An 11,145-nucleotide genomic window follows, 5' to 3' on the forward strand; every position below is an offset into this window, starting at 1 on the left:
ACATGCTCGGATGGTGAAATTGGTAGACACGCTGGACTTAAAATCCAGTGAACAGCAATGTTCGTGCGGGTTCAAGTCCCGCTCTGAGTACTAAAGCTCGTAATGAAAATTACGAGCTTTTTTTATTTATGCTATTCAGTAAATTTTTTTCTAAAATTTTTAAATTGGAAATTTTAATTTCAATTGTTATTTAAAATATGGGTGCATTTGTCATTACAAAAAAAGATGAGGATCATTATAAGTTTGTTTATACTTCCAGAAAAGGCAAGATAGTCTTTTCGAGTGCTTCCTATGAGTTGAAGATGGATATCGAAGAGGATATTGAATTGATAAAAGCAAATGCGGAAACCGCTTTCTGTATGAAATTCAAAACATCAAGAGGCCAGTTTTTTTACCGACTTATTATTAATGACAAGGTGTATGCAACGAGTAGGAAGTTTAATACCGTATTGCGTTTGGAAAAAGGAATTGCAGAGGTAAAGTTGTATGTTCCAAAGGCGGAAACACTTGATTTCTCCGGAGCAGATATTTTCGCCGATTAAAAAAGATTATTAAATTTTAGGCATAAAAAAATCCCGCTAAAAGCGGGATTAATTTTTTCTCTTTTACTCAAAAATTATTGAGCTGGAGTTGTAGTTGTAGTTACAGTAGTATCAACTGCAGTTGTATCAACAGCTGGAGTTTCAACTGGAGCTTCTTCAACTGGAGCAGCAGTTTCTTCAACTACAGTTTCTTCAGTTTTAGTTTCTTTACAAGATACGAAAGAAACGCTCAATGCTACTACTAATGCTAAACTTAAAAATACTTTTTTCATCTTACTTAATTATAAAAGGTTAATTATTAATTCGAGGCAAAGATATAAATTTTTTATTATGATTATTTTTTTTTGAAAATATTTTTTAAAAAATAAATTCCCTTGCAACGCTAAAACATTTTACAATTACTGTGCCAAAAACATAAAACACTAAAAAAAAGTTAATAAGCGTTAAATGTTTTTCCTAAAAAGCCGTAAATACCTGTTTTTAAAGGGATTATTTTTTCTTTTTAGGGTGTACTAATTTCATTTCATCAATCAAATTCTTAGCTCCAGCATATTTGTCAATGATAAAAAGTACATATCGCATGTCCACCATGATGTTTCTACAAAGAGCAGGGTCGTAATAAATGTCGCTCATCGTTCCTTCCCAAACCCTGTCGAAGTTCAAACCGATCAAATTTCCTTTTGCATCAAGAGCAGGACTTCCAGAATTTCCTCCCGTTGTGTGGTTGGTTCCGATGAAATTCACAGGCATTTTTCCTTTTTCACCATATTGGCCATAATCCTTCTTTTTATACAAATCAATCAGCTTCGCAGGAACATCAAATTCATAATCGCCTGGAATGTATTTCTCCATAACACCATCCAAATAAGTTACAGGTGTATATAATGTAGCATCTTTCGGCTCATAACCTTTTACTTTTCCATAGGTAACTCTCAACGTACTATTCGCATCTGGAAAAATTCTAGAATTCTGACTCAATTCCAATTGTGCTTTCATATATGTACGTTGCAAAGCCGTAATCTTCATGTTGATTTCCTCGTATTTCGGATTCACATCTTTCAAGAATACATCCGCCATTGCTTTCACCACTTGAAAAGCCTTGTCGTTGTTCAAGTTTGCCAAAACAGTTTTAGAATCACCTTTCAATAATTCTTTTACACCTTCGTAAGTGGTCAATTTAGACTGTCCGTAAACTTCGGTTGCTAATTTTGAAGCGTCAAGATTGTTGAAAGAAGGTGGTAAAAACTGTTTCGGAGATTTTGTAGCATACAAATCAATCAGTTGCTCAAAAACTTTCTCGTCTACTTTTGCATTGAAATCTTTGTAGAAAGCGCCCAATCCTTCAACCAAATTATTTCTTCTATCATTAAAAGATTGCTCTCCTCTGATGTTGTAGATTTGTTCCAATTGATACATTTTATACGCCAATCCAAGCATTTCCGTATTCCTTAAAACTGTTTCGGTAAAATAATCCCTACTCAAAGAATAAGGTAAAATTTCAGTATAATTCTTTTCAAAATCGGCTAATAAATTACCGTATTCAGCCTGTTTTCCAGCTTTTACAACGTTGTCTTGAAATTCTTTTTCTTGTTGTCTTTTGATTGCAACCGCATTCGATTTGGTCAAGCCTTGTGTTTCACCCGACCATTTTTTCCAATAATTCGCGATACTTGCATATTTCGAAGCATATTGAATCTTAATCGCCTTGTCTTTTCGCATAAAACCATCCGCCACTTTCAAAGCACGGTCACGAATTTCAACCTTAGCAGGATTCAATTCTTTCACAATTTGGTCAACAGCAATTGCCGGCAAATATTCCGTGGTTCTTCCAGGATAACCAAAAACCAACGTAAAGTCATCTTCCGAAACACCATCTAACGAAATTGGCAAGAAGTGTTTTGGAGTATAAGGAACATTATCTTTCGAATATTCCGCCGGACGATTATTCTTATCCGCATAAATTCTGAAAAGCGAAAAATCTCCAGTATGACGTGGCCAAACCCAATTATCGGTATCCGACCCAAATTTTCCAACAGAACTTGGTGGAGCTCCAACCAAACGGACATCCTTATACGTTTCCGTTAAGAAAAGCATGTACTGGTTTCCATCATAAAACGTACGAATTTTATTTTCCTGCCAGCTTTCTTTCGGTAAAGAATTCGAAAGCGAAGAAATATTTTGCTGGATTTTTTTCTGTTTTTCAGCTTCAGTAAGTCCTAGAGTTCCTTCCAAAACCTGAGTCGTCACGTCTTCAATTTTTACGATAAACGTCACCACCAAATCCTTGTTTGGCAACTCATCTTCCATTTTCATCGCCCAAAAACCATCTGTAATGTAGTCGTTTTCAAGTGAAGAATGCGACTGGATTTCATCAAAACCACAATGATGGTTCGTCAATAAAAGTCCTTTCGGAGAAATTACTTCCGATGTACAACCGCCGTTAAAATGCGGAACCGCGTCCTTCAAACTCGATTTGTTCACATCATAAATATCCGAAGCCGACATCTTCATCCCCAGACTTTTCATCTCCTTCTCGTTCATCCCCTTCAATAACGAAGGAATCCACATGCCACCTTGTTGAGCTTGTGTCGAAACAACGAACAATAGAAGCAATACTCTTAAAAATTTCATACAATACTAATTTAGGTTCAAAAAACAATCCGCAAATTGCGAAATGTTCGGCAATATAGGATTTTCAGTCAAAAAAACGGCAGAATTAACATTTTCATAAGTCAAAGGAGCGAATCGGTTGGGTTTTTAGGTAAACCATTTTCCTGCTGGAGCCACTCGCTTTGTTCCTGCTTGAAAGGCAGGAACAAGAGCTCAAACAATGGCACCATCAGGGCTAGGAGGAAACTTCAGGCATCTTTATAATCGCAGTTGCCCATATTGTGGTTACAGTGGCTTCGGAACCAACTTCATCAACTTCCGATTATGAACCACAAAATCTTTTGATAAATATAGTTTCTGAGCCATTTCGTTATGACCTTCCACTTCCAGATAAATAATTTTCAGCGAAAGCAAAAGGGCTTCCTTATGAATAAAATCCAAAACCTGTTTGCCAATTCCCTTTCCTCTGGATTTTTCATTCAGGTACAATTCATCCAAAAACGCAATCGTTCCTTTGTATTCAAAACTAAAAATAAACGTCAGGATTACATAACCCACGATTTCGTCATTGAAATAAATGAGCCAAGCTCTGCCAAGTTTTTCATCTGCTATAAATTCCTCAAACAATTTTCGCGACACTTCAACATCAATAGGATAACCATCAATCGCATAAAAATCCTGCATCATGGGTAAAATGGTGTCAATATGAGAGTGTTGTAAAGATTTAAAAGTCGTCATAAAAATCTGTGCTAATCTGTGAAATCTGTGTTCAAACTCTTCAAAATAATCTCCGTCGCATTTTTGTTCATCTGTACAAAAGTGCTACAAATATGTCCCTTCTCAAATCGGATATCTTCATTCTGAATCAAATTCTCAAAAGCTTCATTCAATTCCTTTTGGCTTGAAATTGAAACACAACCCTCCATGTTCACCAATGCAATCGCCTCAGCAAAATGCGAGAAATTCGGACCAATCACAATCGGAACCCCAAAAGTAGCAGGCTCTAAAATATTATGAACCCCAGGATTTCCAAAACCACCGCCTACGTAGGCAATATCGGCATAACTATAAATCTTCGTCAAAATCCCAATCGTATCAATAATAAAAACATCAAAATCCGCTAAATTCTTGCCTTCTTTTTCCGAAAACAAAACCGTCTTTTTAGAGATACTATTCGTCAATTGCTTGATTTGTTCTTCCTTAATATTATGCGGAGCAATGATAAATTTTACATCATAATTATTCGAATTGATAAAATCAACCAATAAAGTTTCATCCTTTGGCCATGAACTTCCCACCACAATCGTCAACGTATCATTCTTAAATTCTGAAATAAAATCAAGCGAATTGTCTTTCTCCAATATCGAAACCACACGGTCAAATCGGGTATCACCCGAAACAGTCACATTCGTTTTTCCAATCTTCAATAATAGTTCTTTCGATTTGGCATTCTGAACAAAAAAGTGCTCAAAAGTATCCAAAGCCTTTCTGTAAAATCCACCGTACCATTTAAAGAAAACCTGATTCTCTCTAAAAATGCCAGAGATAAGATAAGTCGGAATTTGTAGCTGTTTCAATTCATTCAAATAATTCGGCCAATATTCATATTTGATAAAAAACACCAAATCAGGATGAACCTCTTTTAAAAATCGTTCAGCATTGCTCTTGGTGTCCAAAGGCAAATAGACAATCATATCCGCAACCTTAGAATTCTTTCGAACTTCATAACCCGAAGGCGAAAAAAACGTCACTACAATCTTATGATTTGGATATTTTTCTTTGATTTTCTCAATCACCGGCAAACCTTGCTCAAACTCGCCCAACGATGCGGCATGAAACCAAATGGTTCTGTCGGTCGGTTTTATTTCGCTTTCCAAAGTTGGAAAAACGAGCTTTCTTCCGTCTACAAAAAGTTTGATTTTCGGGCTGAACAGTGCTACTATTTTTACCAAAAATGAAGCAACCTGAACAACAAGATTATAGAGAAAAAACATATCGATTTATTTGAATGGCTAAAATAAGGATTCTTGCATTAATTTGAGGAAGGAATATCATTAATGACTATTTTTGTACGTCGTTTAAAAATCCAAGTTTTTAAACCTAAACATAAATTCAGACGTAATGAAAAAAATCCAGATGGTAGACCTTAAAGGTCAATACGAAAAAATAAAAGAAACAGTAAACAACTCAATCCAGGAAGTTTTAGATACTAATACTTACATCAACGGACCTGAAGTGCAATCTTTTCAGAAAAATCTTGAGCATTATTTAGAAGCAAAGCACGTAATTCCTTGTGCAAACGGTACCGATGCTTTGCAAATCGCAATGATGGCATTGGATTTAAAACCGGGCGATGAAGTAATCACGGCTGATTTTACTTTCGCTGCAACTGTTGAAGTGATCGCTTTATTGCAATTGACTCCAGTTTTGGTAGATGTAGAAATCGATACCTTCAATATTTCGATTGAAGCCATCAAGAAAGCCATCACTCCAAAAACAAAAGCAATCGTTCCGGTACATTTATTCGGACAAGCAGCCAACATGGATGCGATAATGGCGTTGGCAAAACACCATAATCTATATGTAATCGAAGACAACGCCCAAGCAATTGGCGCTAATTATAAATCGGCTGACGGTTCTAAAAAGAAAGTGGGAACAATCGGTCACGTGGCTTCTACATCCTTTTTCCCTTCTAAAAACTTAGGTTGTTATGGAGATGGTGGTGCCATTTTTACCAATGATGATGACTTGGCGCACAAGTTAAGAGGAATTGTAAACCACGGAATGTATGTGCGTTACCACCACGATGTAGTGGGTGTAAATTCACGTTTAGATAGTATTCAAGCGGCAGTTTTAAATGCAAAATTGCCAAATCTTAATACCTATAATACTGAACGTCGTGCTGCAGCAAATAAATACAACACCGCTCTTTCTGGACATAAAAACATCGTAGTTCCTGCGTTTGATCTAAGTGGAGACGATCACGTTTTCCACCAATATACACTAAGAATTATTGATGCCGATAGAGATGCCTTGATGCAGCATTTGCAAAGCAAGGACATTCCTTGCGCCATCTATTATCCAATTCCGTTGCACAGTCAAAAGGCCTATTTGGACGTACGTTATAAAGAAGAGGATTTTCCAATAACCAATCAATTGGTAAAAGAAGTAATCTCACTTCCAATGCATACTGAGTTGGAAGATGATCAAATAAAATTCATTACCGACAGTATTTTAGAGTTCTTAAACAAATAATTTTTCAAAGAGAAAAGATGAAGATATTAGTAACGGGAGGTTTAGGTTTTATTGGTTCACACACGGTTGTTGAGCTTCAAAACGAAGGTTTCGAGGTGGTTGCAATCGACAATTTATCGAATGCTGACATTTCAGTTCTAAAAGGAATTGAAGCCATCACCGGCAAGCAACCTATTTTTGAGCAAATCGATTTGAGAGATAAGCAAGCCGTTAAAGAATTCTTTAAAAAGCACAACGATATCGCTGGTGTAATCCATTTTGCTGCCTCGAAAGCAGTGGGTGAGAGTGTAGAGAATCCGCTTCTTTATTACGAAAACAACATTAATACGTTAGTATATTTGCTTCAGGAATTACAGCAGAAACCTGAAGCACATTTTATTTTCAGCTCTTCTTGTACGGTTTACGGTCAAGCCGAATTGATGCCGATAACCGAAAATGCGCCGGTGCAACAAGCTATGTCGCCTTATGGAAACACCAAGCAAATTGGGGAGGAAATCATCACTGATGTTGCCAAAGTTACCAACATCAATTCCATCCTTTTAAGATATTTCAATCCAATCGGAGCGCATCCAACTGCTGAGTTGGGTGAATTGCCAATTGGGGTTCCTCAGAACTTGGTTCCGTTTATTACACAAACTGCAGTTGGCTTGCGCAAAGAGCTTTCTGTTTACGGGTCGGATTATTCAACTCCTGACGGAACCTGTATTCGTGATTATATACACGTAGTTGATTTGGCCAAAGCCCATGTGGTAGCTTTGCAAAGATTGCTCAATAAAAAGAACATCGACAAGGTGGAAACATTCAATTTAGGTACTGGAACAGGAAGTTCTGTTCTAGAAGTTATCAATGCTTTTGAAAAAGTAAGCGGTCAAAAATTGCAATATAAACTTGTGGATAGGAGAGAAGGTGATGTTGTTGAAGCCTTCGCCAATACTGATAAAGCAAACAATGTCCTGGGTTGGAAAGCAAAATCAACCTTGGAGGAGTCTTTGGCATCTGCCTGGAAATGGGAGCAGAAAATCAGAAGCTAGTTTTATCTTATTCTAAATATTTGTAAATTAGTCATCTAAATCAATAGCTATGGATGCAGAGGATAAGAAAGAAGAACTATTGGAATGGCTTTCTAAATTAGAAGAACCAAGTGTATTGTATCAAATTGCCAAAATCAAGGAAGAATCAGAATCCGAAACAGCTTTTGATTTAGAAAAGGAATGGGAAAACGGTTTGACGGTTGAAGAGGCAAAAGCAGAGTCAAAAAGAAGAATTAGGGAGTGGTGGGGAAAATAGAAATAACATTTACGCCCGATGTTATTCTTTATTTGGATGGTCTTGTTCAAGTATTGTACAAAAAAGAATATTTTGGATTTATCGAAACGGCAGAAAATTATGTTGATCAAATATATGATGCTGTTGATGAAAATATAAAAGTTCAAAAGCACAAAACCACCCCAAAACCACTAAAACACCTCGGCTCAAAATATATTTTCTACAAAGCCAATACACGAACAATATGGTACATATTTTATGAAAGTAGAAACAATAAATATTTGATAACTGCAATCACAAACAGCCATTGCGAAGATGCAAAGTATTTATAATAAAAATAAAAGTCCCAAACCGAAAGATTTGGGACTTTTATTTATCTGTAAGGTGACTTAGCAAATAGCTAAAAAACTAACTATGCACTCGCCACAGCAACCTCTCTGTCAATCTTTCCAACCAATCCAATCAATACTTTTCCTGGGCCTACTTCCGTAAAAATACTCGCGCCGTCCTTGATCATTTGCTGTACAGATTGGGTCCATCTTACAGGTGCCGTCAATTGGATAATCAAGTTTTCCTTAATCTCTTCTGGATCAGAAACTGCACTCGCCGTTACATTTTGGTAAACCGGACAAATAGGAGTAGAAAAAGTAGTTGCTTCAATAGCTGCCGCCAATTCTTCTCTTGCAGGTTCCATCATAGGAGAGTGAAAAGCACCACCAACAGGCAGTAGCAATGCACGTTTTGCTCCCGCCGCTTTCATCGCCTCACACGCTTTTTCTACAGCCGATGTCTCACCAGAAATTACCAATTGTCCAGGACAGTTGTAGTTTGCTGCAACCACTACACCATTAATCGAAGCGCAAACATCTTCAACAATGCTATCTTCAAGTCCTAAAACTGCCGCCATTGTAGAAGGTGTGATTTCACATGCCTTCTGCATTGCCAGTGCCCTTTTCGAAACCAATCGTAGGCCGTCTTCAAATGATAAAGCACCATTCGCTACCAATGCAGAAAATTCTCCAAGCGAATGTCCCGCCACCATCTGAGGTTCAAAAAAATCAGCTCCTAAAGTTTTTGCCAAGATAACCGAGTGCAGGAAAACCGCAGGTTGTGTCACCTTTGTTTCTTTCAATTCTTCTGCCGTTCCTTCAAACATGATGTCCGTAATTCTGAAGCCTAAAATTTCGTTTGCTTTCTCGAACAACTCTTTCGCTAACGGAGATTGTTCATACAGATCTTTACCCATTCCCGTAAATTGTGCCCCTTGACCAGGGAAAACGTATGCTTTCATATTTTTTATTTTATTATTTTCTCATTCTTTGTTAGACCACAAAAATAGCTATTTTTTTAGAACCCTTATTTCCGTTTTAACTTTTCAAAATAAACCCTGTAACATTTGTAATATTCCCCGACTAATTACGAAAATCAAATAGCAAATCATGAAAAAAATTACGTCCATCTTATTATTGCTTGTTATTACATTCCTGCTGTTCTACCTTGGCTTGCCTGTTATAAATTATGGCTTTTTTAAACTTCCATTTTTTATATTGATTGTGTTGCTTGTTGGAATCATCATCTACACACGATTAAAAGTAACACCAGTAACCAATAAAGTAACTATAACTGCCCTGCCACACAAACTATTTTTTGTAGCAGCGATTGTCGTATTGGCCTATATTACAATCACACCACTGCTTACAAGCTTGCCAATGTTCCGCAGTGAGTCATACAGAGCATTGATAGGAAAGGTAGAAGACGGACAAAATCTCAAAAACCACATCGCACCCATTTCATTAGATAAAATCCGAGTGGTCGATGAAAATCTGGCAATGCTTCTAGGTGAAAAAATCATTGGTTCTCAGCCATCATTGGGTTCCCAAGCCGAAATAGGAGACTTCACTATCCAAAAAGTAAATGATGAACTTTATTGGGTTGCGCCATTATTGCACACCGGTTTTTTCAAATGGTTCCGAAATTCAGAGGGTACTCCGGGATATGTGATGGTTTCTGCAACCAATGAAAGAGATGTGAAATTGGTGCAAAGCATCAACGGACAGCCTTTAAAAATCAAGTATCAACCCGCAGCTTTCTTCGGTTCCCACATCAAAAGGCATACTTATATAAATGGTTACATGACCACTGGTCTGGCTGATTATAACTTCGAAATTGACGATAAAGGAGAGCCATATTGGATTGTAACCACCTACAGCAAGGAAATTGGTTTTGGAGGAAATAATGCTACAGGTGTCCTTACGGTAAATGCCCAAACAGGTGAAATCAAGGAATATGGAATCAACGACACACCGCTTTGGGTTGATAGAATCCAGCCGATTAGTTTTATTGAAGATCAATTAAACGATTGGGGAGAATATGTTCACGGCTACTGGAACTGGTCAAACGAAAACAAGTTGGAAACCACCGAAGGATTGACACTCGTGTACGGCGAGAACCATAAATCCTATTGGTACACGGGTCTTTCATCCGTAGGAAAAGAAGAATCTACCGTAGGTTTCGTTTTGGTCGATACAAGAACCAAAGAAGCTACCTATTACAAGCAGAGTGGAGCAACCGAATATGCCGCACAAAGTTCAGCTGAAGGAAAAGTACAGGAAAAAGGATATCACAGCTCTCTCCCAATTCCATACATCATCAACAACATCCCGACCTATGTGATGACATTAAAAGATGATGGTGGTTTGGTTAAAATGTTTGCCATGGTTTCCATCAACGATTATACTATTGTAGGAGTAGGAAACACGATGAGAGAAACCTTGATGGCCTACAAGAACGTCTACAATATGGCCGATAACGGAATAGAGTCTGAAAGTGTTACATCCAAAAAGACCCTCACATCCGTAGTGACAAGGATATCAAACGACGTAAAAAATGGTAACAGCTTCTATTATTTTATGGTAAAAGACTACCCGAACGTCTTCGTGGGTTCTTCACAGTTATCAAATGAATTGCCTGTAACAATTGTTGGTGACAGCGTAAAAATATCCTATGATGTAGATATGGAAGAGGTCATAGATGTTTCTAATTTTGATAATCTAAAAATATCGAAGAAGAAATAAAAAATGAGTTAAAAAAAATGCCGAAGAAACTTTCTCCGGCATTTTTTTTAAAAATTTCAGTTAAGGCAAATAATCCAAACTGCGTTCGAGTGCCATCCCTCTCGATCCTTTAATAAGTATCGTCGAGTTCTCAATTTTATTTTCCGTGAGTTCTTTTGCTAAGTCTTCAAATGTCTCATAAAAAAACAGATTTTTATGTTCTGTTTTATTGGTATAAAAATCTTTTCCTATAAAATAAAAAACAGTTTTTTCATCATTTAAGGCCAGAGCAACTATTCCTTTATGTTCCTCAAGACTTTCAATTCCCAATTCAAACATATCTCCAAGAATGGCCACTTTTTTTGTAAGCTCCAGTTGCATGAAATTCTCCAATGCCACCTTCATACTGCTAGGATTGG

Annotated in this window: 12 protein-coding genes and 1 tRNA gene; 7 read left to right on the forward strand and 6 right to left on the reverse strand. The window is 37.1% G+C overall.

Annotated elements, in window-relative coordinates; genetic code table 11:
- Window positions 1-4 precede the first annotated feature (4 nt).
- Window positions 5-90: transfer RNA gene (locus ACI6PS_RS14510), tRNA-Leu, on the forward strand.
- 107 nt (window positions 91-197) lie between these two features.
- Window positions 198-542, forward strand: a complete 345-nt coding sequence (locus ACI6PS_RS14515) for a DUF1508 domain-containing protein (RefSeq protein WP_421013296.1) — start codon at window positions 198-200, stop codon at window positions 540-542.
- 74 nt (window positions 543-616) lie between these two features.
- On the opposite strand, the gene ACI6PS_RS14520 is transcribed toward ACI6PS_RS14515, so the two are convergent.
- The 4 genes from ACI6PS_RS14520 to ACI6PS_RS14535 all read right to left on the reverse strand — a co-directional run bounded on the left by ACI6PS_RS14520 (window position 617) and on the right by ACI6PS_RS14535 (window position 5,146).
- Entirely contained in the window at window positions 617-814 is a 198-nt protein-coding gene (locus tag ACI6PS_RS14520) for a hypothetical protein (RefSeq protein WP_421013297.1), read from the reverse strand.
- Between the two features lie 217 nt (window positions 815-1,031).
- Complete coding sequence (locus tag ACI6PS_RS14525; RefSeq protein ID WP_421013298.1) at window positions 1,032-3,173, reverse strand: S46 family peptidase; 2,142 nt, start codon at window positions 3,171-3,173, stop codon at window positions 1,032-1,034.
- Between the two features lie 264 nt (window positions 3,174-3,437).
- Entirely contained in the window at window positions 3,438-3,890 is a 453-nt protein-coding gene (locus tag ACI6PS_RS14530; protein ID WP_421013299.1) for a GNAT family N-acetyltransferase, read from the reverse strand.
- Between the two features lie 11 nt (window positions 3,891-3,901).
- Window positions 3,902-5,146 carry a 3-deoxy-D-manno-octulosonic acid transferase gene (locus ACI6PS_RS14535; protein WP_421013300.1) on the reverse strand — a complete coding sequence of 415 codons (1,245 nt, stop codon included), beginning with the start codon at window positions 5,144-5,146 and terminating at the stop codon, window positions 3,902-3,904.
- Window positions 5,147-5,273: 127 nt separating this feature from the next.
- On the opposite strand from ACI6PS_RS14535, the gene ACI6PS_RS14540 reads away from it, so the two are divergent.
- The 4 genes from ACI6PS_RS14540 to ACI6PS_RS14555 are packed head-to-tail and all read left to right on the forward strand — an operon-like array spanning window position 5,274 to window position 8,005.
- Window positions 5,274-6,407 carry a DegT/DnrJ/EryC1/StrS family aminotransferase gene (locus ACI6PS_RS14540; RefSeq protein WP_421013301.1) on the forward strand — a complete coding sequence of 378 codons (1,134 nt, stop codon included), beginning with the start codon at window positions 5,274-5,276 and terminating at the stop codon, window positions 6,405-6,407.
- Between the two features lie 17 nt (window positions 6,408-6,424).
- On the forward strand, window positions 6,425-7,438 hold the full coding sequence (gene galE / locus ACI6PS_RS14545) for a UDP-glucose 4-epimerase GalE (protein WP_421013302.1): 1,014 nt from the start codon (window positions 6,425-6,427) through the stop codon (window positions 7,436-7,438).
- 49 nt (window positions 7,439-7,487) lie between these two features.
- Window positions 7,488-7,694, forward strand: coding sequence for a hypothetical protein (locus ACI6PS_RS14550; RefSeq protein WP_421013303.1), 207 nt, complete (start codon window positions 7,488-7,490; stop codon window positions 7,692-7,694).
- Window positions 7,679-8,005, forward strand: coding sequence for a hypothetical protein (locus ACI6PS_RS14555; RefSeq protein WP_421013304.1), 327 nt, complete (start codon window positions 7,679-7,681; stop codon window positions 8,003-8,005). The genes ACI6PS_RS14550 and ACI6PS_RS14555 overlap by 16 nt, the downstream gene beginning before the upstream one ends.
- Window positions 8,006-8,085: 80 nt before the next feature.
- Here the strand turns inward: ACI6PS_RS14555 and fabD are convergent, their stop codons facing one another.
- Window positions 8,086-8,964 (reverse strand): ACP S-malonyltransferase, encoded by an 879-nt coding sequence (fabD, locus tag ACI6PS_RS14560; RefSeq protein WP_421013305.1) that lies wholly within the window; start codon window positions 8,962-8,964, stop codon window positions 8,086-8,088.
- Between the two features lie 148 nt (window positions 8,965-9,112).
- Between fabD and ACI6PS_RS14565 the strand changes: the two genes are divergently transcribed.
- The gene (locus ACI6PS_RS14565) at window positions 9,113-10,747 is read left to right on the forward strand and encodes a hypothetical protein (protein ID WP_421013306.1); all 1,635 of its coding nucleotides are present in this window, start codon (window positions 9,113-9,115) and stop codon (window positions 10,745-10,747) included.
- Window positions 10,748-10,807: 60 nt separating this feature from the next.
- Here ACI6PS_RS14565 and ACI6PS_RS14570 read toward each other — a convergent pair.
- Window positions 10,808-11,145 (reverse strand): glutamate ligase domain-containing protein (locus ACI6PS_RS14570; RefSeq protein ID WP_421013307.1); only part of this gene is annotated, 338 nt, incomplete at its 5' end.

The organism is Flavobacterium sp. PLA-1-15 (genome assembly GCF_049060005.1).
Taxonomy (GTDB): Bacteria; Bacteroidota; Bacteroidia; order Flavobacteriales; family Flavobacteriaceae; genus Flavobacterium.